The 22,661-nt window shown below is 71.7% G+C and carries 16 protein-coding genes; 8 read left to right on the forward strand and 8 right to left on the reverse strand.

Annotated elements, in window-relative coordinates:
* The first annotated feature begins 155 nt into the window (after positions 1-155).
* Positions 156-3,044, forward strand: coding sequence for an aminomethyl-transferring glycine dehydrogenase (gene gcvP, locus F0L68_RS31095; protein WP_149853424.1), 2,889 nt, complete (start codon positions 156-158; stop codon positions 3,042-3,044).
* 60 nt (positions 3,045-3,104) lie between these two features.
* On the opposite strand, the gene F0L68_RS31100 is transcribed toward gcvP, so the two are convergent.
* From F0L68_RS31100 to F0L68_RS31110, 3 genes are all read right to left on the reverse strand, one after another.
* On the reverse strand, positions 3,105-6,932 hold the full coding sequence (locus F0L68_RS31100) for a WD40 repeat domain-containing protein (protein WP_149853425.1): 3,828 nt from the start codon (positions 6,930-6,932) through the stop codon (positions 3,105-3,107).
* Positions 6,933-6,996: 64 nt separating this feature from the next.
* Entirely contained in the window at positions 6,997-10,809 is a 3,813-nt protein-coding gene (locus F0L68_RS31105; protein ID WP_149853426.1) for an NACHT and WD repeat domain-containing protein, read from the reverse strand.
* Between the two features lie 4 nt (positions 10,810-10,813).
* Positions 10,814-11,572 (reverse strand): hypothetical protein, encoded by a 759-nt coding sequence (locus F0L68_RS31110; RefSeq protein ID WP_149853427.1) that lies wholly within the window; start codon positions 11,570-11,572, stop codon positions 10,814-10,816.
* A gap of 196 nt (positions 11,573-11,768) precedes the next feature.
* Here F0L68_RS31110 and F0L68_RS31115 point away from each other — a divergent pair, with 196 nt between their 5' ends.
* The gene (locus F0L68_RS31115; RefSeq protein ID WP_223199284.1) at positions 11,769-12,152 is read left to right on the forward strand and encodes a spore germination protein GerW family protein; all 384 of its coding nucleotides are present in this window, start codon (positions 11,769-11,771) and stop codon (positions 12,150-12,152) included.
* A 15-nt stretch (positions 12,153-12,167) separates the two neighbouring features.
* On the opposite strand, the gene F0L68_RS31120 is transcribed toward F0L68_RS31115, so the two are convergent.
* Complete coding sequence (locus F0L68_RS31120) at positions 12,168-13,331, reverse strand: FAD-dependent oxidoreductase (protein ID WP_149853429.1); 1,164 nt, start codon at positions 13,329-13,331, stop codon at positions 12,168-12,170.
* Between the two features lie 102 nt (positions 13,332-13,433).
* Here F0L68_RS31120 and F0L68_RS31125 point away from each other — a divergent pair, with 102 nt between their 5' ends.
* From F0L68_RS31125 to F0L68_RS31135, 3 genes are all read left to right on the forward strand, one after another.
* Entirely contained in the window at positions 13,434-14,006 is a 573-nt protein-coding gene (locus F0L68_RS31125) for a TetR/AcrR family transcriptional regulator (RefSeq protein ID WP_149853430.1), read from the forward strand.
* A 181-nt stretch (positions 14,007-14,187) separates the two neighbouring features.
* On the forward strand, positions 14,188-15,492 hold the full coding sequence (locus F0L68_RS31130) for an alginate lyase family protein (RefSeq protein WP_223199285.1): 1,305 nt from the start codon (positions 14,188-14,190) through the stop codon (positions 15,490-15,492).
* 223 nt (positions 15,493-15,715) lie between these two features.
* On the forward strand, positions 15,716-17,668 hold the full coding sequence (locus tag F0L68_RS31135) for a right-handed parallel beta-helix repeat-containing protein (protein ID WP_223199286.1): 1,953 nt from the start codon (positions 15,716-15,718) through the stop codon (positions 17,666-17,668).
* Positions 17,669-17,776: 108 nt separating this feature from the next.
* On the opposite strand, the gene F0L68_RS31140 is transcribed toward F0L68_RS31135, so the two are convergent.
* On the reverse strand, positions 17,777-18,259 hold the full coding sequence (locus F0L68_RS31140; protein WP_149853432.1) for a MarR family winged helix-turn-helix transcriptional regulator: 483 nt from the start codon (positions 18,257-18,259) through the stop codon (positions 17,777-17,779).
* A gap of 105 nt (positions 18,260-18,364) precedes the next feature.
* Here F0L68_RS31140 and F0L68_RS31145 point away from each other — a divergent pair, with 105 nt between their 5' ends.
* Both F0L68_RS31145 and F0L68_RS31150 read left to right on the forward strand, forming a co-directional pair.
* The gene (locus F0L68_RS31145; protein ID WP_149853433.1) at positions 18,365-18,892 is read left to right on the forward strand and encodes an SgcJ/EcaC family oxidoreductase; all 528 of its coding nucleotides are present in this window, start codon (positions 18,365-18,367) and stop codon (positions 18,890-18,892) included.
* Positions 18,889-19,581 carry a DUF998 domain-containing protein gene (locus F0L68_RS31150; protein ID WP_188316926.1) on the forward strand — a complete coding sequence of 231 codons (693 nt, stop codon included), beginning with the start codon at positions 18,889-18,891 and terminating at the stop codon, positions 19,579-19,581. Before F0L68_RS31145 ends, F0L68_RS31150 begins: the two co-directional genes overlap by 4 nt.
* A gap of 20 nt (positions 19,582-19,601) precedes the next feature.
* Here F0L68_RS31150 and F0L68_RS31155 read toward each other — a convergent pair whose 3' ends face one another.
* Positions 19,602-20,258: a maleylpyruvate isomerase family mycothiol-dependent enzyme gene (locus F0L68_RS31155; protein WP_149853435.1), complete on the reverse strand. Its 657-nt coding sequence runs from the start codon at positions 20,256-20,258 to the stop codon at positions 19,602-19,604.
* Between the two features lie 45 nt (positions 20,259-20,303).
* The gene (locus F0L68_RS31160) at positions 20,304-20,699 is read right to left on the reverse strand and encodes a MerR family transcriptional regulator (protein ID WP_149853436.1); all 396 of its coding nucleotides are present in this window, start codon (positions 20,697-20,699) and stop codon (positions 20,304-20,306) included.
* A 170-nt stretch (positions 20,700-20,869) separates the two neighbouring features.
* Between F0L68_RS31160 and F0L68_RS31165 the strand changes: the two genes are divergently transcribed.
* Entirely contained in the window at positions 20,870-21,853 is a 984-nt protein-coding gene (locus F0L68_RS31165; protein WP_149853437.1) for a helix-turn-helix transcriptional regulator, read from the forward strand.
* A gap of 22 nt (positions 21,854-21,875) precedes the next feature.
* Here F0L68_RS31165 and F0L68_RS31170 read toward each other — a convergent pair whose 3' ends face one another.
* Positions 21,876-22,625 carry an SDR family oxidoreductase gene (locus F0L68_RS31170; RefSeq protein WP_223199287.1) on the reverse strand — a complete coding sequence of 250 codons (750 nt, stop codon included), beginning with the start codon at positions 22,623-22,625 and terminating at the stop codon, positions 21,876-21,878.
* Between the last annotated feature and the right edge of the window lie 36 nt (positions 22,626-22,661).

The raw sequence follows: 22,661 nt of genomic DNA on the forward strand, positions 1-22,661 counted from the left end.
GCCGACGGTGCAAACCGCGCCGGTGCCCGAACCCCGGGCACCCGGCCGGTGAAGCTCTCAGGCGCCCGTTGGCTCGGGCACGGACAGAGGGGGAGGGCAACGGCAGCAGTGCCAGATGACGAACAGCCGTATGCCCAACCGCCGGAGGCGCCCGCATGACTCAGGACCGCATTCCTCTCGCCGCTCTCGAGCACGGCACCCCCTTCGCCGACCGGCACGTGGGTCCCCGGCCCGCCGAGCTGGCGAGGATCCTCGACGTGATCGGCGTCGGCTCGCTCGAGGAGCTGGCCCAGCGCGCCGTGCCGCCGTCGATCCGGGAACGCGAGCTCGTGCTCGACCTGCCGGCCCCGGCCACCGAGTTCGAGGCGCTCGCCGAGCTGCGCGCGCTGGCCGCCCGCAACCGGCCCATGACGCAGATGATCGGCCTCGGCTACCACGGCACCGTCACCCCGCCGGTGATCCGCCGCAACGTGCTGGAGAGCCCGGCCTGGTACACGGCCTACACGCCGTACCAGCCGGAGATCTCGCAGGGTCGCCTCGAGGCGCTGCTGAACTTCCAGACCGTGATCGGCGACCTCACCGCCCTGCCGCTGGCCAACGCCTCCATGCTGGACGAGTCGACCGCCGCCGCCGAGGCGATGACCCTCGTGCGCCGCGCAGGCCGATCCAAGTCCAACCGCTTCGTCGTGGACGCCGACACGCTGCCGCAGACCATCGCGGTCATCGAGACCAGGGCCGAGCCGCTCGGCATCGAGATCGTCGTCGCCGACCTGTCCCAGGGCATCGAGGGCCTCGGCCTCGGCGGCGACTTCTTCGGCGTGCTGCTGTCCTACCCCGGCGCGTCCGGCGTGGTCCGCGACCATGAGGCGCTGATCGCCGAAGTGCACCAGGCTGGCGCGCTCGCCGTCACCTCGGCCGACCTGCTCGCGCTGACCCTGCTGCGTCCGCCGGGCGAGATCGGCGCCGACGTCGTGGTCGGCACCACCCAGCGCTTCGGCGTGCCGATCGGCTTCGGCGGCCCGCACGCCGGCTACATGGCCGTCCGCCAGGGCCTGGAGCGGCAGCTGCCCGGCCGCCTGGTCGGCGTGAGCGTCGACGCCGACGGCTCGCTGGCCTACCGGCTCGCGCTCCAGACCCGCGAGCAGCACATCCGCCGCGAGAAGGCCACCAGCAACATCTGCACCGCCCAGGTGCTGCTCGCCGTGATCGCCTCCATGTACGCGGTCTACCACGGCCCCGAGGGCCTGCGCGCCATCGCCACCAGGGCGCACCGGATGGCCACCGTGCTGGCCGCCGGGCTCTGCGAGGGCGGCGTCGACGTCGTGCACGGCGAGTTCTTCGACACCGTGGTCGCCGCCGTGCCCGGCCGCGCGGCCGAGGTCGTCGCGGCGGCCAGGGAGCAGGACGTCAACCTCCGCCTCGTCGACGCCGACCACGTCGGCATCGCCTGCGACGAGACCACCACCCGCGCGCACCTGTCGGCCGTGTGGAAGGCGTTCGGCGTCGCCGTTGCCGACGTGGACGCGCTCGACGCGGACACCGCAGACGGCATTCCGCCGGAGCTGCGCCGCACCTCCGAGTACCTGACGCACCCGGTGTTCCACGCGCACCGCTCGGAGACGGCGCTGCTGCGCTACCTGCGCGCGCTGTCGGACAAGGACGTCGCGCTGGACCGCAGCATGATCCCGCTCGGCTCCTGCACCATGAAGCTCAACGCCACGGCCGAGATGGAGCCCATCACCTGGCCCGAGTTCGCCGACCTGCACCCGTTCGCGCCGGTCGAGGACGCGGCCGGGATGCTCGAGCTCGTCGGCGACCTGGAGCGGTGGCTGGCCGAGGTCACCGGCTACGACGCGGTGAGCATCCAGCCCAACGCCGGCAGCCAGGGCGAGTTCGCCGGCCTGCTCGCGATCCGCGCCTACCACCGCGACCGCGGCCAGAGCGCGCGCGACGTCTGCCTGATCCCCTCCAGCGCGCACGGCACCAACGCGGCCAGCGCCGTGATGGCCGGCATGCGCGTCGTCGTGGTGCGCTGCGACGAGCAGGGCAACATCGACATGGCGCACCTGCGGTCCACCGTGCAGGAGCACGCGGACGACCTCGCCGCCATCATGATCACCTACCCGTCCACGCACGGCGTGTACGAGGACACCGTGCGCGAGGTCTGCGCCCTGGTGCACGACGCCGGCGGCCAGGTGTACGTGGACGGCGCGAACCTCAACGCGCTCATCGGCCTTGCCCAGTACGGCAAGTTCGGCTCGGACGTGTCGCACCTGAACCTGCACAAGACGTTCTGCATCCCGCACGGCGGCGGCGGTCCCGGTGTCGGCCCGATCGGCGTGCGGGCGCACCTCGCGCCGTTCCTGCCCAACCACCCGCTCCAGCCGACCGCGGGCCCCGCGACCGGTGTCGGCCCGATCAGCGCGGCGCCGTGGGGCAGCGCGTCGATCCTGCCGATCTCGTGGGCGTACGTGCGGATGATGGGCGCCGACGGCTTGCGCAGGGCCACGCTCACCGCGGTCGCCGCGGCCAACTACGTCGCGCGGCGTCTCGACGAGCACTTCCCGGTGCTCTACACGGGTGAGGGCGGCTTCGTCGCGCACGAGTGCATCCTCGACCTGCGCGGGATCACCAAGGCGACCGGCGTGACCGTCGACGACGTGGCCAAGCGGCTGGCCGACTACGGCCTGCACGCGCCGACCATGTCGTTCCCCGTGGCCGGCACGCTGATGGTCGAGCCGACCGAGAGCGAGGACCTGGCCGAGCTGGATCGCTTCTGCGCGGCCATGATCGCGATTCGCCACGAGATCGACCTGGTCGGCTCGGGGGAGTGGCCCGCCGAGGACAACCCGCTGCACAACGCCCCGCACACGGCCGCGTCGGTGACCGGCGAGTGGAACCACCCCTACAGCCGGGAGGTCGCGGTGTTCCCCGCCGGGCACGCCGCGCCGAAGATCTGGCCGCCGGTGCGCCGGATCGACGGCGCCAAGGGCGACCGCAACCTGGTCTGCTCCTGCCCGCCCCTGTCGGCCTACGAGAGCTGAGCGCGTTGCATGAAACCCCCGTCCGCGATCCTCGCGGGCGGGGGTTCCCGCATGTCCGGCTCACCCGCAGGGCGGCTGATAGGGGAGGTCGCCGCCGACGTAGCGCTGCCACTGCTCGGCGGTGAGCGTGTTCCTGGTGGCCGCGCAGATCCACGCGACGTCCTGGTCGACGTCGAGGCCCCACAACCGCACGGACAGGTCGCTGCTGCCGGTGGCGAGGGCGTGTCCGTTCGGGCTGAACGCGACCGCGTAGACGTAGTTGGTGTGGCCCTTGAGGGGTTGTCCGAGTGGCGTGGTTTTGTTGGGGTTGTTGGTGTTCCAGAGTCGGATGGTGGAGTCGGCGCTGGCGCTGGCCAGGGTGTGTCCGTCTGGGCTGAACGCGACTGCGTAGACGTAGTTGGTGTGGCCCTTGAGGGGTTGTCCGAGTGGCGTGGTTTTGTTGGGGTTGTTGGTGTTCCAGAGTCGGATGGTGGAGTCGGCGCTGGCGCTGGCCAGGGTGTGCCCGTCTGGGCTGAACGCGACTCCGTAGACGTAGTCGGTGTGGTCGGTGAGCGGCTCGCCGAGGGGCAGGGCCTTGGCGGGGTCGGTCAGGTTCCACAGTCGGATCGACTTGTCCTCGCTGCCGGTGGCGAGGGTGTGCCCGTCCGGGCTGAACGCCACCGACCTGACCACGTTGGTGTGGCCGACCAGTGGCTCGCCAAGGGGAGTCGCCCTGGTGGGGTCGCTGATGTTCCACAGTCGTACCGATTTGTCGGCGCTGCCGCTGGCGAGGGTGTGTCCGTCCGGGCTGAACGCCACCGACCAGACGGCGTCGGTGTGGCCGAGCAGAGGTTGGCCAAGCGGGGTCGGCCGGCCGGGGTCGGCGAGGTTCCACAGTCGGATCGACTTGTCGTAGCTGCCGGTGGCAAGGGTGTGCCCGTCCGGGCTGAACGCCACCGACAGGACCGTGTTGGTGTGGCCGGTGAGGGTGCCAAGCGGTGTGGGCCTTGCGGGGTTGGTGGTGTCCCACAGCCGCGCCGTGCTGTCGCGGCTGCCGGTGGCGAGCGTGTGTCCGTCGGGGCTGAACGCGACCGAGTAGACGTAGTTGGTGTGGCCGGTGAGCGGCGAGGCTGGCAGGCTCCACAGCCGGACCGTGCTGTCGCGGCTGCCGGTGGCGAAGGTGCGTCCGTCCTGGCTGAACGCGAGCGCGGTGACGGCGTTGGTGTGGGCGGTGAGGGGTTGCCCGAGCGGTGTGGGCTGGCGGGGGTTGCTGGTGTCCGTCAGCCGCACTGTCTGGTCGTCGCTCGCGGTGGCGAGGATGTGTCCGTCCTGGCTGAACGCCAGCGCGGTGACGGTGTTGAAGTGACCGGTCAACGGCGCGCCGAACGACGTGGGTTGGCTGGGGTCGGTGATGTTCCACAGCCGGGTCGTGTAGTCGGCGCCGGTGCTGGCCAGGGTGCGTCGGTCCGGGCTGAACGCCACCGAGAAGACGGTGCCGGTGTGGCCGGTGAGGGGTTGGCCGAGCGGCGTCGGCTGGGTGGGGTCGGCGACGTTCCACAGCCGCACGGTGTGGTCGGCGCTGCCGCTGGCGAGGGTGTGTCCGTCCTGGCTGAACGCCACCGAGTAGACGGAGTCGGTGTGGCCGGTGAGGGGCTGGCCGAGCGACGTGGGTTGGTTGGGGTCGCTGACGTTCCACAGCAGCACCGTGTGGTCGGCGCTGGCGCTGGCAAGGGTGTGCCCGTCCGGGCTGAACGCCACCGAGTAGATCGCGTCGGTGTGGCCGCTCAGGGGCTGGCCGAGCGCCGAGGGCCTGGCCGGGTCGGTGACGTTCCACAGCCGCACCGTGTTGTCGTTGCTGCCGGTGGCGAGGGTGTGCCCGTCAGGGCTGAACGCGACCGTCCAGACGATGCCAAAGGAACCGATCAGCGGTTGGCCGAGCGAGGCGGCTTCGCCTGGCGTGGCGGTGTTCCACAGCCGCACGGTGTGGTCGGCGCCGACGCTCGCGAGGGTGCGTCGGTCCGGGCTGAACGCCACCGACCAGACGGAACCGGTGTGCCCGGTCAGTGGCGTGGACAGCGGGGTGTTTCCCGCCGTGATGAGCCGGGTGTAGGTCTCGTCGCCGGGTTGTATGCGGTGCGCGACGAGGTCGAGTTGCGCGGACAGCGACGTGTCGGTGCCGCGCAGCTCGTCGGCCTCGGTGAGGATCCGGCTGTAGACGGCGAGATCGCGCTGGCGGAGCGCGTCGCGCTGTTGCTGGACGGCGATCACGGCGGTGGCGGTGGCGACCAGGGCGAGCGCGGCGAGGGCCGCGATGGTCGCGGTGCGTCGTCGAGTGCCTCGGCGGCGTGCCGTGGTGCTGGCGGTGAGGAACTCCCGTGCCGTCGGGCTGAGGTCGCCGGGTGCCGAGGTGGCCGCCCAGGTGTCCGCGGTGTCGAGCTGGCTTCCCCGGTACAGCGCGGACTGGTCGCGGTCGTGCTGGTGCCAGGCGGCCGCCGCCTCCTCCAGGTTCTGGTGGGTGAGCCTGCCGACCCGGTCGGTGTCGATCCAGCCGCGCAGCCGGGGCCAACCGCGAATCAGCGCTTCGTGCGTGATCTCGACGGTGTCCTGCTGTCGAACGAGCAGGCGCGCCTCGGTGAACGCGTCCACGACCGCCGCGACCTCCGCCGGGTTCGTGCTGCCGCTCACCAACTCGGCGTGGCGCACGCGTCGCCGGGTGTCCTCGGTCCCGTCGCCGATCTTGGTCAACCGCAGGAACAACCACTGCGCCGCGAGCCGCCCGGCGTCGTCCAGGTTGGCGTACACCTCCTCGGCGGAGTTGGCGACGGCGTCCTGGATGCGGCCGGTGTGCAGATAGCCCGCCACGGTGAGCGTTGAGCCGTTCCGCTGTTGCCAACTGACCCGCAACGCGTGTGCCAGCAACGGAAGCCGCAGTCGCCCAGCCTCGTGGGCGCCGGCCGCGTCCTCGCCGGTTCCGCTCGTGGTCCCCAGATCGTGCAGGAGCAGCTCGACCAGTCCCGGTTCGACGTCCAGTCCCGTGCCCCACGCGGGCCGCAGGATCGTCTCGCGCAGTTCCTCGTCCGACATCGGCCCGACCACCAGCGGGGCGTCCTGGAGTGCGGCGCGCAACCGGGGATGGTCGAGGCAGGCGGCGTAGAAATCCGCCCTGACCCCGACCACGACCAACCCGACCGGGTCCACACCCAGCCGGGAGTCCGCTCGGCCGCCCGCCAGTTCCACCAGGACTTCGATGAAGGCGCGGCGTTGGCGGTCGTCAACGCAGAGCGTGAACAGCTCCTCGAACTGGTCCACCACAACGACAACGCGTGCCCGCGGGTCGTCGTCGGTGCGGTCGCGCAGCGCGTCGGCGAGCATGGGGAGGCACAGCGACGGGTTGGCGGTGAGCCGTTCGACCAGTTCCGGCACGTCGGTGTCGGTCAGCCTGGCGAGGTTGGCGGCCAGCACCCACAGCGGGTCGACGGTGGGCGTCAGCACCACCTTCGGCCACCGGTCCGAGCCGGGCAGGGCGGCGTGGTCGAGTTTCGGGAGCAGCCCGGCGCGCAGCAGCGAGGACTTTCCCGCCCCGGAAGGCGCGATGACCACCTGCATCCCGCCGGTGTGTCGGCGGTGGTCCAGGCGGGTGACGAGTTCCGCGATAAGCGTGTCCCGCCCGAAGAACCAGCCGGCCTGCTCTGGCCCGAACGCGGCCAGCCCCGGATACGGGCAGTCCTGCGTGGCCGGGCCCGGCGTGGTGCGGCGCAGCTCGCGCACACCGTCGAAGTAGTAACGGTGTTGGTCTCGGCCGGCCTGGTAGACCTCGGCCGTGCCGGAGGCCCGCGCCTCGAGGTGGATCTCGTCGCCGGGATCCCGCGCCGGTTCCGGCTCCGCGTCAGGGTCTTCGCTGGGACTCATCGTTCATCCCCCTGGTGATGTGGTGATCACTCCGGGCCGACGCGGCCGACCGCGTCGCGTTCGGTCAGCCGCACGGAGGGGCGTAGGGCATGCCGTTGCCGACGTAGTTCTGCCATTGCGGGGCGGTCAGGGTGTCTCTGGTGGCCGAGCAGATCCGCCCGATGTCCCGCTCCACGGGCACCTCCCACAACCTGGCCGACTTGTCGGCGCTGCCGCTGGCGAGTGTGTGCCCGTCGGGGCTGAACGCGACCGAGTAGACGTAGTTGGTGTGGCCCGTAAGCGGACGGCCGAGAGCGGTGGGGTGGTTGGGGTCGGCGATATGCCACAGCCGCACCGTGGTGTCGGAACTTCCGCTGGCGATCGTGCGCCCGTCCGGGCTGAACGCGACGGAGTAGACGGTGTTGGTGTGGCCGGTCAGTTGGCCGAGGGTCTTGGGCCGCACCGGATCGGTGACGTCCCACAGCCGCACCGACTGATCGCCGCTGCCGGAGGCGAGCAGGTGCCCGTCCGGGCTGAACGCCACTGTCCAGACGATGTTGTTGTGCCCGGTGAGCGGCAGGCCGAGGAGCGCTGCCCGGCCGGGGTCGGAGACGTTCCACAGCCGCAACAGGCCGTCGGTGCCGCCGGTGGCCAGGGTGTGCCCGTCCGGGCTGAACACCACCGAGTTGACGCTGCCGCCGTAGCCCTTCAGCGGTTGCCCCAGCGCGCGCGGCCGCGCGGGGTCGGTGACGTTCCAGAGACTGACGGCCTTGTCGTAGCCGCCGGTGGCGAGGGTGTGTCCGTCCGGGCTGAACGCCACGGACATGACTGCGCCGGCGTGGCTGGTCAGTTGGCCGAGCGCCTTCGGCCGCGCGGGGTCGGTGACGTTCCACAGTCGGGCCGTCTGGTCGAAGCTGCCGGTGGCGAGGGTGCGCCCGTCCTGGCTGAAGGCCACCGAGGCCAGCGCGGCGGTGGACCCGATCAGCGCGCCACCGAGCGGAGTGGGTCCTCGGGGGTCGGTGAGGTTCCACAGTCGCAGTGACCTGTCGTAGCCCGCCGTCGCCAGGGTGCGCCCGTCCGGGCTGAACGCCACGGCGCGGACGGCGTCGGCGTGGCCGGTCAACAGGGTGTCGGGCAGGGCCCACAGCCGCACGGAACTGTCGTAGCTGCCGGTGGCGAGTGTCCGGCCGTCCGGGCTGAACGCGACCGAGGCCACGGCGTTGGTGTGACCGGCGAGCGGTTGGCCGAGCGGCGTGGGTTGGTTGGGGTCGCTGACGTTCCACAGCCGGACCGTCTGGTCGCCGCTCGCGGAGGCGAGGGTGTGCCCGTCCGGGCTGAACGCCACCGACAGGACGATGTTGGTGTGGCCCGTGAGCGGTTGGCCGAGGACCTTCGGCTGGGTGGGGTCGGCGACGTTCCACAGTCGGACCGTCTGGTCGCCGCTGCCGGTGGCGAGGGTGCGTCCGTCGGGGCTGAACGCCACCGAGATGATCATGTTGCTGTGACCGCCGGTGAGGGGTTGGCCGAGGACCTTCGGTTGGGTGGGGTCGGTGATGTTCCACAACCACACCGACTTGTCGCTGTCGCCGACGGCGAGCGTGTGGCCGTCCGGGCTGAACGCCACTGACCAGACGATGTCGGTCGGACCGACGAGTGGCTGGCCGAGGACCTTCGGTTGGGTGGGATCGGTGACGTCCCACAGCAGCACCGATTTGTCGGCGCTGCCGGTGGCGAGGATGTGTCCGTCGGGGCTGAACGCCACCGAGGACACGGCGTTTCTGTGGCCGACGAGGGGCTGGCCGAGGGCGATCGGCCGCGCGGGGTCGGCGACGTTCCACAGCGACACCGTCTTGTCGTTCTCGGCGACGGCGAGGACACGGCTGTCCGGGCTGAACGCCAACGAGTAGACGGCGTCGTGGATGTTCGTGGTCAGGGACTGGCCAAGTTGCGTCGGTCGGGTGGGGTCGGTGACGTTCCACAGCCGCACCGTGTTGTCCTTCCCGCCGGTGGCGAGGGTGTGCCCGTCCGGGCTGAACACCGCAGAGGAGACCTGGTCCTTGTGCGGGGGCAGCGGCGTGGACAACGGGGTGTTCTCGGCGTTGAGGAGCCGGGTGTAGGTCTCGTCGTCGGGCTGCATCCGGTGTGCGACAAGGTTGAGCTGGGCGGACAGCGACGTGTCGGTGCCGCGCAGCTGGTCGGCCTCGGCGAGAACCCGGCTGTACACGGCGGAGTCGCGCTGATGCACCGACTCACCCCGTTGCACGACGGCGATGACCGCGGTGGTGCTGGCGACCAGGGTGAGCGTCGCGAGGGCCGCGATGGTCGTGGTGCGTCGTCGGGTGCTTCGGCGGCGCGCCCTGGTGCTGGCGGTGAGGAAGCCCTGCGCCGTCGGGCTGAGGCCGTTGTGCGGCGCGGTGCTGGCCCAGTTGTGCGCGGTGTCGAGCTGGAATCCCCGGTACAGCAGGGACTGGTCGCCGCCGTGGTGGTGCCAGGCGGTGGCCGCCTCCTCGAGGTTCTGCTGGGTGAGCCTGCCGACCCGGTCGGTGTCGATCCACTCTCGCAGCCGGGGCCAACTGCGCAGGAGGACCTCGTGCGTGATCTCGACGGTGTCCCGTTGTTGGGTGAGCAGCCTGGCCCGCGTGAACGCGTCGACGACCGCCGCCGCTGCCGCCGGGTCGGTGCCGCTGTCCAACAGCTCGGCGCGGGGCACGCGTCGCCGGGTGTCCTCGGTCCCGTCGCCGATCTTGGTCAGCCGCAGGAACAACGACTGCGCCAGCAGGCGCCCTGCGCCGTCCAGGTTGGCATACACCTCCTCGGCGGTGGTGGCCACGGCGTGCCGGATGTGCCCGGTGTGCCGGTACCCCTGCACGGTCAGGACGGAGCCGTCTCGCTGTTGCCAACTGGCCCGCAACGCGTGTGCCAGCAACGGAAGCCGACCGGCCTCGTAGCTGGTGACCCCGTTCGCGCCGATCTCGGCCGTGCTGCCGAGGTCGTGCAGGAGCAGCTCGACCAGCCCCGGTTCGACCGCCAGCCCGACATCGTTGGCGGGAAAGCTGATCGCCTCGCGCAGTTCCTCGTCCGACATCGGCCCGACCACCAGCGGGGCGTCCTGGAGCGCGGCGCGCAACCGAGGATGGTCGACGCAGGCGGCGTAGAAGTCCACCCGCAGCCCCACCACGACCACGCCGATCGGGTCCCCGCCACCGGTCGGGCCGCCCGCAAGGCGGACGAGCACCTCGATGAAGGCGCGGCGTTGGCGGTCGTCCGTGCAGAGGGTGAACAGCTCCTCGAACTGGTCCACCACAACGACAACGCGCGCGTGCGGGTCGTCGGCGCGGTCGCGCACGGCGTCGGCGAGCTGGGCGACGCAGCGGGACGGGTCCTCGGCGAGGTCGCCGACCAACGTCAGCACGTCGGTGTCGGTCAGCCTGGCGAGGTTGGCGGCCAGCACCCACAGCGGGTCGACGGTGGGCGTCAGCACCACCTTCGGCCACCGGTCCGAGCCGGGCAGCGCGGCGTGGTCGAGTTTCGGGAGCAGCCCGGCGCGCAGCAGCGAGGACTTTCCCGCTCCCGAGGGGGCGATGACCAGCTGCATCCCGCCGGTGTGCTGCCGTTGGTCCAGGCGGGTGACGAGTTCCGCGACGAGCTTGTCCCGCCCGAAGAACCAGCCGGCCTGCTCGGGCCCGAATGCGGCCAAACCCGGATACGGGCACTCCCGCACTGGGTCGTCCCGCGCGGCGGCGCGCTGATCGCGCACGCCGCGGGGATGGTGGATGTGCTGGTCCCGGCCGGACTGGTAGACGCGGGCCGCGTCCGACGCCGTCGCCTCGAGGTGGATCCCGTCGCCGGGAACTCGCGCCGGTTCCGCTTCCGCGTCAGGGTTTTCGCTGGGACTCATCAACTCACCCCTCCGTGATGTGCTGATCCCCTCCGGCCTGGTACACGCGGCTGTGGTCCGACGTCGTCGCGGTCATCGTGACCGTCGTGCCGGGTGGCCTCGGGTCGGCCGACGCGGGTCGCGGGTCGCCGGCCGGCTCGCGCGCGCCGGCCGCCGACAGGACCTCCGGGTCGGACCGGTAGGGCCGGTCCGGGCGGCAGATCCAGCCGACCGTGCTGGTTTCCTTCACCGTCACCTCGACCGGTCGGAACGTGGCCGGATCGGCGACCGGGCTGTTGCGGACGACCTCGTCGAAGAACCACTCCGACGTGATCACCGCAAGCACGCCGGGCGACTCCGCCAGCGCGGTCTTCACCGCGCGCGCCTCAAGCAGGCGGAACGTCAGGTTGATCGCCCCGGCGGTCGCGCCGTGCTCGTCGATGGCGACCTCCCCGGCGTGCAGCGCCAGCCGCAGCCGGATCCGTTCCTCCCGCCGGTGCGTCGCGTTGTGCCGGCGCAGTTCCTCGGCCAGCGCGTGCGGCAGGGACTCCACGAACGGCCCCTTGGGTGTCTGCGCGGGAGCCAGCACGAACACGCCGTCGCCGCGATCCTCGTGCCGGCACTCGGCCAACGACATGCCCGCGTCGCGGAAGGCCCGATCCAGCGCGCGGTACAGGCCCTGCCGCACCGCGACCTGGTGCGGGGTGGTCCGGTTCCGGTCCCCGAACCCCTCCACGTCCACCGCCAGGATGGTGCGGTGGACGGCTGATCGTGACTCTGTCATCGCGGCATCACCATCGACATGCTCGCATCCGAACGCCGCGCGAACAGTGCCAGTTGACACACTTGCGGACATTCGGGTGGCGGCGCGGCCGGGCGGTGGCGGGTTTCCCGACCTGGTCCGTGTGTCGTGGAATGAAACCCGGTCGCCCGGCGTCGGCTGGCCTACCGTTGACCGAAGGTTGACGAGAGGAGTGCCGGTGCGGTTATGGGAGATCGTGGCGAGTCTGCCGACGGAACTCGGTTCCGAGCAGGTCTTCGGCGAGCCGTTCGAGACGGCTGACGGGACGACCATCATCCCCGTCGCGAGGATTCGCGGTGGTGGCGGCGGTCGCACGGGCGGCGGTCAGGACCAAGGGGGCGAGCTTGCCGGGAGGGCCGGCCTCGGTTTCGGCGCCGCACCGGCCGGGGTGTTCGTCGTCAAGGACGGCAAGGCCACCTGGGAGCCGGCGTTCGACGCCACGGCGGTGCACCGGCTCGGCGCGCTGATCGGTCTCGCGGCGGTCGTGTTGTTCGGCGTCGCCGCGATCCGCAGGCCGCCGTGGCCCGACGTCCGGATCAAGGTTCGGAAGGCGCTCGACTAGCGCGGTCCCGGGAGGTCAGCGGTAGTCGAGGCCCGAGAGCCGCCAGGTGAGCTTCCGGCGGACCGGCGGTAGGTGGCCCGCCAGCCGCATCGCCGCGTTGCGCAGCGGCCGGATCCTCGGCGGCACGGTGGCCAGCCTGGTGAGCCGGTCGGCGACGGCGACGACCTGCTCGGCCACCGGGCGGCGGGTGCGGGTGTACTCGTCGAGCGGACCGTCGCCGCCGCCGGTCATGGCCGCGTCGAGCGCGTGGCCGAGGGCGACCGCGTCCTGGATGCCGGTGTTCATGCCCTGCCCGCCCGCGGGGCTGTGCACGTGCGCGGCGTCGCCGGCCAGCAGCACCCGCCCGGCCCGGTAGGTGTCGGCGACGCGGTGGTGCACCCGGAACCGCGACCCCCAGCGCACCTCGCGCACCACGGCAGGGCGACGCAGCGGGCCGCGCTGGTCGAGCAGCGCCTGCACGTCGGCGACGGTCGGGTGCTCGGGGGCCTCGTCGACCGTGGCGACGAACCGGTAGGTGCCGCCGGGGAGCGGGGCGACCACCACCATGCCGGCGGCGGCGAAGAACAGGGTGACCTCGTCGGTGGGCAGGCTCCAGTCCATCTCGACGTCGGCGAGCAGGAACGACTCGCCGTAGGTGCCGCCGGTGAAGCCGATGCCGGCGTGCTCGCGCACCGCGCTGTGCATGCCGTCCGCCCCGACCACGTATCGCGCGGTGATCGCGTGCCGGTCGCCGTTCTCGTCGGCCACGGTCACCGTCACGCGCTCGGCGTCCTGGCTGACGTCGGTGACCGTGTACGGCCGGAAAACCCTGCCGCCCAACGCATGCAGGCGGTCGAGCAGGATCGCCTCGGTGCGGGCCTGGGAGAGCATCAGCGCGTAGGGGTAGCGGGTGGGCAGCCGGTCGAACCTGGTGCCGAACAGCTCGCGGTCCCGGTCGCGGGCGACCAGCCTGGTCGAGCGGACGCCCTCGGCGACCATCGTTTCGGTCGCGCCGACCTCCTCGAGCACCTCCAGCGTCCTGGCGTGCACGACGGCGGCCCGCGAGGTGTTCGCGCCCTCGGCCTGCCGGTCGAGCAGGACGACGTCGATGCCTCGGCCAGCCAGCGTGGCGGCGAGCGTCAGGCCGGTCGGGCCTGCCCCGACGATGACGACATCGGTGCTGGTGGGGAGCGTGTTCACGAGTTGCCTCCTGGGTCAACGAGTGTTTGCCAACGCCTGTTGGCAATGACGTTAGGGCGCGCCGACTGTCGTGTCAACAGGTGTTGGCCTACAGTTGTTGGCATGACTGACTCGACCGTGGCCCGCCGCTCCGACCGGACCCGCGCGGCGATCCTCCAGGCCGCCCGCGAGCGGTTCGCCGCCGACGGCTATGACCGCGCCACCATCCGGGCCATCGCGGCCGACGCGGGCATCGACCCGTCCATGGTGATGCGCTACTACGGCAGCAAGGAGGGCCTGTTCGCGGCCGCGGCCGAGATCGACCTGCGGCTGCCCGACCTCACCTCGGTGCCCCGCGCTGAGATCGGCGCGCGGCTCGTCGGGCACTTCCTCGACCTGTGGGAGAACGCCACCGGCGAGTCGCTGGTCATCCTGCTGCGCGCCGCCACCACCAACGAGGCCGTCAGGGCCGAGCTGCAACGCATCCTGGCCACCCAGGTCGCGCCGACGCTCGCCGCCGCCTGCCCGCGCCCCGAGGAGGTGCCGACCAGGATGGGGCTGGTGGTCACCCAGATCCTCGGCCTCGCCACCACCAGGTTCGTCCTCGACCTGCCAGTGGTGGCCGCGCTCGACCGGGCCACGATCGTCGCCAGGCTCGGCGCGACCGTCCAGGGCTACCTCACCGAACCGCTGTGAGCGTTGCGGCGCAGGGGATTGCGGCGACGGCCCGGCGAGCGGCGGCACGCCGCGCCGGACCCTGGCGCGCGGTGATCTTCAGCATGGGTTCAGTCGCGAGGCCTTGCCGCGCGGCCGGATCCGCGCGAGGGTGAGTCGCCGCCCCACCGACCGGTACGACGTACCGGAAATGGAGCGTGCGATGCGAGAGACGGACCAGGCCCACCCCGAGACTCGACGGCGGTCGAGGCGAATGGTCGCGGTCGGCGCGGCGACGGTGGCGCTGGTGCTGGCCGGGATCGCCGGCCAGCAGCTCGCCTGGGGACACACCGCGACGGACCGGTCTGCCGCGTCCGCGCCGGCGACCGTGCTGCTCGACGGCGCGCGGCTGGCCAGCAACAAGCAGCGGGTCGGCACCGATCCGACGCTGCGGGCCGACCTCGCCAAGCTGGTGTCCTCGGCCGACGCCGACCTCACCTCGGGGCCGTGGTCGGTGCTGGACAAGAAGCAGACGCCGCCGAGCGGCGACAAGCACGACTACCTCAGCCAGGCGCCCTACTGGTGGGCGAGCAAGCCGCCGACCGCGAGCAATCCGCACGGCTGCCCGTACGTGCAGAAGGACGGCCAGCGAAACCCCGAGGCCGACCAGATCAGCGACCACGCCGAGCGCGGCAGCGCCTTCGACGCGATTCCCCGGCTCGCGCTGGCCTGGTACTACACCGGTGACGTCAGGTACGCGCAGCGCGCCGAACTCGACGTGCGCGCGTGGTTCCTCGACCAGGCAACGAGAATGAACCCGAACCTGACCTACGCCCAGGTCATTCCGTGCAGCACCGCCGTGCGCGGCACCGGCATCATCGATTTCTCCGAGGTGTTCGAACCGGTCGTCGACGCCTTCGCCCTGCTCGACTCCGGCGCGCCCGGCTGGTCGGCCGCCGACCAACAGGGCATCAGGACCTGGCTCGGCCGGCTGCTGGACTGGCTGCGCACCAGCCAGCAGGGCAAGCAGGAGGCGCAGGCCGCCAACAACCACGGCAGCTGGTACGACGTGCAGGCGGCGGCGATCACCCTCTACCTCGGCGGGACCGCCGACGCGGCGGCCGTGGTGAAGGGCGCCGAGGCCAGCCGGATCGCCAAGCAGGTCAAGGCCGACGGCAGCCAGCCGCTGGAGCTGGCGCGCACGAGGTCCTGGCACTACAGCAACTTCAACGCGCAGGCGCTGTGTCGCCTCGCCGAGATCGGCCGGCACGTCGGCGTGAACCTGTGGTCCTACACCGCATCCGGCGGCGGCAGCCTGCCAAAGGCCGTCGACTACACGATCGCCGCCGCCGAGCACGGCAAGAGTTCGTGGCCGCACCAGGAAATCGGGACCTTCGACCAGACGATCGCGCTGCCGCAGCTGCACGCGGCCGCCGACGAGGCGGGGGACGCCAAGGCCAAGGCCGCGATCGGGCACGTGCCGGCCCCGTCCGGCGGCGATCTCTGGGCGCTGCTGCCCGCCTGCTGAACCGTTGTCATCCGATCTCCGGAGTAACTTCCTCACCATCGGCGCTGTTTGTCGCTTTCGCTCGACAAATCGATCCGAGGAATTCTTGACGGCCGACCCGCATGGCGACACAGTCGTACGGTGCTCGTCACGCCGCCGCCCGAGCGCACCACGGACCTCATCCCGGAAAGGCACAGCGATGTGGTGTAGAGGCGCAAGCGGAACCCGGTCGTCACGGAGGTTGGTGCTCGTCCTCGCCGCCGGAGTCCTGGCGGCGGGGGCGAGCGCGACGGCGGTCGCGGCCGGAGCGGCCGGCCTGACCGTGTACGTCTCGCCGACCGGCAGCGACAGCAACTCCGGCGCCGCGCCGGACCAGCCGGTGCAGACCCTCCAGAAGGCGCGCGATCTCGCGCGCGGCCTCAACCAGAGTCCCGCCGGGGACGTCACCGTCTCGCTGGCCGACGGCACTTACCAGCTGTCCCAACCGCTTTCGCTCGACGCGCGGGACTCCGGCGCGAACGGCCACCGCGTGGTGTGGACGGCCGCGGCCGGCGCGCACCCGGTGGTCAGCGGCGGCGTCGGCCTCACCGGCTGGCACCAGACCGATGCCGGCAAACACATCTGGGCCGCGCCGGCGCCGGCCGGCCTGCGCACCAGGCAGCTCTACGTCAACGGTGCGCGGGCGACCAGGGCGACGGGTGCGCTGCCGGTGACCGTGACCCAGACGTCCACCGGCTACACCGCCTCCGCCGCGACGATGGCGGGCTGGCGCAACCCCGGCGACATCGAGTTCGTCTACACCGGCGGCCTCGGCGCGTGGACCGAACCCCGTTGTCCGGTCGGCTCGATCTCCGGCAACACCATCACGATGGCGCAGCCGTGCTGGAACAACTCGACCAGGCGGGTGCTGCGCACCGACGGCTCGGGCCGCACCTACGAACTGGTCGGCAGGGCGTCGATCACCGAGTCGCCAACGGCCGTGGAGAACGCCTACGAACTGCTCGACCAGCCGGGGGAGTGGTACCTCGACTCGGCCAAGAGCACCGTCTACTACATCCCGCGCGCCGGCGAGGACCTGGCCACCGCCAAGGTCGTCGCGCCCGCACTGGAGACGCTGGTCTCCGGCCAGGGCACGGCGAGCGCGCCGATCCACGACATCTCGTTCAACGGGCTCCAGTTCTCCGACGCGACCTGGCTGTCGCCGAGCGGCCCAGAGGGTTTCTCGGAGATCCAGGCCACCTACCGGATCACCGGCACCACCGGCTACGCCACGCAGGGGCTGTGCCAGTTCAAGGCGGGCGGCACCTGCCCGTACGGCAACTGGACCAAGTCGCCTGGCAACGTGTCCTTCAACCACGACAAGGGAATCGCGTTCACCGGCGACGGCTTCGCCCGGCTCGGCGGGGCCGGCCTCGACCTCGGTGACGGCTCGCAGGGCGACCTGGTCAAGGGCTGCGTGTTCACCGACATCTCGGGCAACGGCCTGGAACTCGGCGGCGTCGACGTCACCATGCCAACCGCGGCAGGCGACCACACCAGCGGCAACCAGATCCTGGACAACCACCTGTACTCGCTGCCGGTCGAGTTCCACGGCGGCGTTGCCATCGACGTCGGCTACGCGGAGCAGACCACCATCGCGCACAACCAGATCGACCACACCGCCTACACGGGCATCTCGATCGGCTGGGGCGGCTGGCCCGACAAGATTAAGAAGCCGGCGGAACCCAACTACTCCAACAACAACACGCTCGCCAACAACCTGATCTTCAACCACATGTCGATGCTCGGCGACGGCGGAGCCATCTACACCAACGGAAACACCGGCGGCAGCCTGGCCACCGGCGAACACCTCGTCGGCAACGTGGTGCACGACCAGAAGAGCAACAAGGGCCACGCGCTCTACACGGACAACGGCGCGGGGAACATCACCCTGCGCGGCAACGCCGAGTACAGCAACGCGGCCAACGACTGGGGCAGCAAGCACGTCGACTACACCGCGAACAACGGCAACTACGACCCGCTCGACCTTGAGGGCAACTACTGGGAGACCGGGCCGGCCGACTACAACCAGAAGGCCGTCACCATCAAGGGCAACCACGTGATCACCGGCCCGAGCCAGATCCCGGCGAGCATCATCGCCAACGCCGGCCTGGAGTCCGCCTACACCGGCATCCTCGGCTGGCACCCGGCGAGCTGAGGCGGCCCGACCCGTCCCGCCCCATCGACGCGGTCGCCCCGGACCGGTCACGCGCCGCCCCTAGGTGCGTGACCGGTCCGATGGTACCGCGCGACCGTGCCCCCGCGTTCAGGAGTTGGGGTCGGGTCGGTTCTCGGCGTCCAGCTCGGCGATGAGCTGGACGGACATCTGGTGCATGCGGCCGAACAGGTCGCGGATGAGCCCGAGCTGCTCGTCGGTGTAGTCGCCCATGAGCCGCGTCCAGGCGGCGGCGACGCCCTGGTAGTGCGGGGCGATCTGGGCGGCGCGTTCCGGGACGAGGCTGATGATCACGCGTCGGCGGTCGGCCTGGTCGTGCTCCCGCCGGACGTAGCCCGCCTTGAGCAGGCGGTCGATCATGCGGGTGACGGCGCCCGTGGTGAGCCCGGTCCGCTCGGCCAGCTCGCCCGCGGTGACGGCGTCTCCGGGGCGCAGCGTGTTGAGGCAGCGCAGATCCGTGACATGCAGGCCGAGCCGGTCGGCGATGGCCTGGTGCAGCACCACGCCGTCGGTGGTGCTCTGCCGCGCGCCCGCGGCGATGTCCGACAGAAGTTGCTCACGTTGCTCGGCCACGGCCTTGACACCTCAATCTCACCCATGCAGTATCTGCATCACGCAACTATTGCTTCACGCTGTAGTTGATCCGATCAGCAGAATACTCCAGGGGAGTCGATCGACATGACCAACACCGCCCAACAGGACGCGGAGCTCGCCGTCCGCACCCTGTCCGACCGGCTCGGCGACGCCTGGGCCAGCGCGGACGCCGACGCCTACGGCGCGTTGTTCACCGAGGACGCCGACTACGTCAACGCCATCGGCACCCACTACACGGGCCGCGCGGCCATCGTCGAGTCACACCGCGCGCTGTGGCGGAAGATCTTCCGGGGCACCCGGCTGGAGGGCCGGATCACCCAGGTCCGCCTGCTCGCCGAGGACGTCGCCATCGCGCACGGCGTCGGCACGGTGCTGCGCGGGAGGCAGCGCATGACCAGGCGCAACGCCAAGGTGCAGTCCATGATCGCGGTCCGGCGGGACGGCCAGTGGCGGTTCGCCGTGTTCCACAACACCGAGTACCACTGGCTGAAGGAGGCGATCGGGTTCACCGTCGCCCCCGGCTCCGCCCCGGCCGACGCGCCCACCTTGAGCGTGCGCCTGTCCACCTGGGCCGCGGAGCCGACCGGATCCTCGCGCGGGATCACGTCGTGACCGGGACGGCGGTCCGCACGAGCACGGCAAGGACGTTGGTCAGGGCTGGCGCGGCCGGCCAGGTGTTGTTCGCGGTGGTGTTCCTGGTCGAGGACGCGACCCGCCGGGGATTCCAGCCGTGGCGGCAGTGGGTCAGCCACCTCAGCCTCGGGCCGTGGGGCTGGGTCAACATCGCCGCGCTCGCGGTGGCCGGAGCAGGCGCGGTGCTCGCGGCGGTCGGCGTCGCCAGGCTGCTGCCGGCCGGGCGGGCGCGGTGGCTGCCGCGCGCCATCGGCGCCTACGGCGGCGCGCTGGTCCTCGCCGCCGTCTGTCCCATCGACCCCGGCCTCGGCTGGCCGACCGGCCAGCCGCCCGCGCACACCCTCACCGGAGGGCTCCACCAACTCGCCGGGGCGACGATCTTCGGCGGGCTGACCGTCGCCGCGTGGGCGGGCCGCCGCTTGGCCGCATCCGGGCAGGCCGGCGCGCGATGGGCCAGGTGGTCGGCCGTCACCGGAGTTACCGTGCCCGCCAGCTTCCTGCTGTGCGGCATCCTGGCCGGCCTCGACTACTCGGGCGCCTGGCCGGACGCGCCGAGCGGCCTGTTCGAACGCCTCGCCCTGCTCGCCGGCACGGCGTGGCTGACCGCCTTCCTCGCGCATCTCGCCGCAGGACCCTCGGGCCCGGCCCCGAACGCCGGCAGGCCATAGGAAGTCGGGCGGACCGGCGCCTACTCGACCAGCGCCTGCCGACGCTCGCCGAACAGCGAGAAGACCCCGAGCCACGGCTCGGGGTCGCCGTCCCAGGCCAGCGTGCGCATCTGGTCAAGGCTGCGCCTGCCGGCGATCGTCCTGAGCAGTTCGAACGAGGACACCCGCAGCGTGCCGGCAGGCTCGCCCTCGCCGAGCACCCGCGTGCCGTGCTCCAGTTCGACGCGCAGCGCCGGCAGCCCGTCGGACCGCATCCGCTTGTCGACCTCCTGCAACGGCCGGGTCAGCGCCGACCGCACGGCCACGTTGTCCCGCTCGCCCGGCCGGCCGAGCGCCGTCCTGATGTCCTGTTCGTGCGACACGATCTCGGTGACCAGGATCGGGCCCATCGGCGAGTCGAACAGCCCGTCGGCGGCCTGCCGGTTGAGTGCCCACTCGGTGAGCGAGTCGTCGAGCGACCGGCCCCGGCGCTCCCGCACCTGCCGTTCACCCCACTCGCCAGTGTCGACGCCGTCGAACCGTCGTTCGGTGAAGTCGGCGAGCCCGCCGGCGAGGTGGGCGACCACGTCGCCGACCGTCCAGCCGGGACACGCGCCGACGGCGGTGTTCAGGTCGGCGTTCCTGGCCAGCTCGGTGATCCGTTGCCGAGCCGCGTCGTACACGTCCGCGTTGCTCATCGGTGACCTCGCTCCTGGAGTCGTTGCCGCTCAACGGGTTCTCGGTCAGGCTCCCGTCGCGCTCGCGCTCGCGGTCGCCTCGAACCGGCCGGCCGCCGCCTCGATCACCTCGTCCAGGACCTCGCGGGACCGGATCAGGTCGGCGATCGTGCGGTTGATGCGCTCCCGCTCCTCGGTCAGCTCGGCGACCAGCCTCGGCGTCGCGATCTCGGCGGGGCCGCCGTCGCTGTCCCGCATGCAGGGCAGCAGCCGCGCGATCTTCTTGCTGTGCAGCCCCGCCGCGAACAGCTCCTGGATGAGGATGACCCGGTCGACCGCGCTGCCCGGATAGTCGCGGTGGCCGCCGAGGGTGCGGCCGGACACCAGCAGCCCCTGCTGCTCGTAGTAGCGCAGCGACCGCTCGCTCACCCCGGTCCGCTGGGCCAGTTCACCGATCCGCATGCCACACCCCGGGAGCCGATTCGCGACTTGAATCTGACACTGATGTCAACTCCTACCGTACCCGTGGCCGACTTCGCCGCGGCCGCCCGCAACGCCGTCGACGCGCTGGCCGGCGCCTGACGAGACCGGCGATACCTGCCATCGACTGTCAGGTGGGGAAGACTGCCGGCATGCGCGCGAGCCGGCTGCTGTCCCTGCTGTTGCTGCTCCAGACCCGCGGCCGGATGACCGGGCAGCAGCTCGCGGAGGAGCTGGAGGTCTCGGTCCGCACGGTCTACCGGGACGTCGAGTCGCTGAGCGCCGCTGGCGTCCCGGTGTATGCGGACCGGGGCGCCAGCGGCGGCTTCCAGCTGCTGGACGGCTACCGGACCAAGCTGACCGGCCTGACCGGCGGCGAGGCGGAGTCGCTGTTCTTCGCCGGCATGCCGGGGCCCGCCGCCGAACTGGGGCTCGGCGCGGTGCTCGCGGCGGCCGAGCTGAAGCTTCTCGCCGCCCTGCCGCCCGAGCTGCGGTCCCGCGCGGGCCGGATCCGCGAGCGCTTCCACCTCGACGCGGCAGGCTGGTTCCACGAGGCCGACCGCGTGCCGTGGCTGACCGAGATCGCCGACGCCGTGTGGAACCAGCGCCGCATCGAGCTGCACTACCAGCGCTGGGGCCAGCCGAGAGAGGTCACCAGGCTGGTCGACCCGCTCGGCATCGTGCTCAAGGCCGGCAAGTGGTACCTGGTCGCGAGCGCGGAGGAGAAGATCCGCACCTACCGGGTGGCCAAGGTCCTCGACGCGCGGATCACCGACGAGAACTTCGACCGGCCGCCGGACTTCGACCTCGACGAGTACTGGCGCTCCTGGGCCGAGCGCTTCGAGGCGAGCGTGTACCAGGGCGAGATGGTGGTGCGGATCTCGCCGCGCGGCCTGGCCCGCCTGCCGCACCTCGTCGCGCAGCCCATCGCCAGGGCCGCGCTCGCGACCGCGGGCGAGCCCGACGAGGACGGCTGGGTGCGGGTCGTGCTGCCAACCGAGTCGATCAACCACGCCAGGGTCGACCTGCTCAAGCTGGCCGAGGACGCCGAGGTGCTCGAGCCGCCCGAGCTCCGCGCCGACCTGGAGCGCACCATCGTCGCCATGGCCGAGCTCTACGGCGCCCCCGACTCCTGACGTCCGGGGCGCCGTCGCCGCGTCAGGCGAGGCCGCCGGCCGCGGCGATGGACTGCCCGGTCACCCAGCGGGCGTCGTCGCCTGCCAGGAACGCCACCACGTCGGCGATGTCCTCGGGCCGGCCGACCCGGCGCAGCGGCGTCATCGCGGCGAACGTGTCGAACTGGTCCCGGATCGCGGCCGTCTCGTCGGTGTCGGTCAGGCCGGGCAGCACCGAGTTGACGGTGATCCCGCGCGGGCCGAGTTCCTTGGACAGCGCAACGCCGAGGTGCTCGACGGCGGCCTTGGTCGCCGTGTAGACGCCCTCGCCGGGGAAGCTCACCCTGGTGTAGCCGGTGGAGATGTTCACGATCCGGCCGCCGTCGCGCAGCTGCCGCGCCGCGTGCCGCAGCGCGAGGAACGTGCCTCGGACGTTGACCGCGAGCACCCGCTCGAACTCCTCGTCCTCGATGTCCACGACTGCCTTGTGCAGGTTGAGGCCCGCGTTGTTCACCAGGATGTCCAGGCCGCCGAAGGTGTCGCGCGCGGTGTCGAACAGCAGGGCGATGTCGGCGGCGACCGAGAGGTCGGCGCGCACCGCGACACCCTTGCCGCCGGTCGCCTCGATCGCGGCGACCACCTCGGCGGCCGCGTCGGCGTTGCGCTGGTAGTTCACGATCACGTTGGCGCCGTCCGCGCCGAGGCGGCGGGCGATCGCCGCGCCGATGCCCCGCGAGGAGGCCGTGACGATCGCGGTCCTGCCGGTCAGCGGAGCCGTTGTCGATGTTGTCATGCCGGCGACGGTAAAGTCTGACATCGGTGTCAGAGT

Source organism: Solihabitans fulvus, assembly GCF_008386585.1.
Taxonomy (GTDB): Bacteria; Actinomycetota; Actinomycetes; order Mycobacteriales; family Pseudonocardiaceae; genus Solihabitans; species Solihabitans fulvus.